Below are 668 nucleotides of genomic sequence, written 5' to 3'. Positions count from 1 at the left end.
CACGCACTCGCTGCAACTGCCAATACCAGCTTTTTCACCGCATTCCTCCTTACCCGTCGACCTTAGTCTCAAACATCAGCGACACCGTGCCCGTATAGTCACCCGCCACCAGGCTATCCTTCATCGCATCGCTCGCTTCCCCCGGCGTGATCTCCACTTCGATCGACTTGCCGTTCTTCGCTTCGTCCTTCGTCACAACCTCGACGGGATCAACGCCGACATCCTTGCCGCCGACCTTGACACCCAACATGAAGAACGCGTCATCTTTCTTTTCGTGGCTGAGCTTTGGATCATCGGAGGTCGAGAACTTGACCTGCACGTTGCCTACCCCGCTTTTCGCAAGCACGCTCTTCTTCTTCGAATCGAACTTCTTTTCGGCCTCGTTCCAATCGAGCTTCAGCGGCTCGGCGCTGTTCCAACCCTCCTCCTTGATCTCGAAGCCGCCCGCCACCGGCACCTCGGCGCTCAGCTTGATCTCAAAGGACTGCTGCTTGACCTCCGCGTGCGCGGTACCGGCAATTGCGACCGCGCCCAGCAGACACGCACGAACGATTGATTGATGCATACATACTCCACGAATGATTAATAGGGGCAGCGCAACAGGATGCGCACGCCAATCACATTTTCTGCCTCCGGTCAGCCCGACCCAATCAGACAACTCTTATTTG

At 56.6% G+C, this 668-nt stretch carries 1 protein-coding gene; it reads right to left on the bottom strand.

The genetic code is table 11. The annotated features are described in order from the left end of the window. Nucleotides 1–49 precede the first annotated feature (49 nt). A complete protein-coding gene (locus tag A9Z05_RS29870; RefSeq protein ID WP_069621241.1) occupies nt 50–565 on the bottom strand; it encodes a CS1 type fimbrial major subunit in 516 nt (171 codons plus the stop codon). Nucleotides 566–668: the final 103 nt, after the last annotated feature.

Origin of the sequence: Burkholderia sp. A2, assembly GCF_001729305.1 — a bacterium.
In the GTDB taxonomy this organism is placed as follows: Bacteria; Pseudomonadota; Gammaproteobacteria; order Burkholderiales; family Burkholderiaceae; genus Burkholderia; species Burkholderia sola.
The sequence above is the reverse complement of the archived record's forward strand: the minus strand, read 5'-3'. Positions and strand labels throughout refer to the sequence as shown.

Bases quoted from the DNA above. Each gene is read 5' to 3' on its own strand.
- A9Z05_RS29870 (WP_069621241.1), bottom strand. From the start codon at position 565: ATGCATCAATCAATCGTTCGTGCGTGTCTGCTGGGCGCGGTCGCAATT.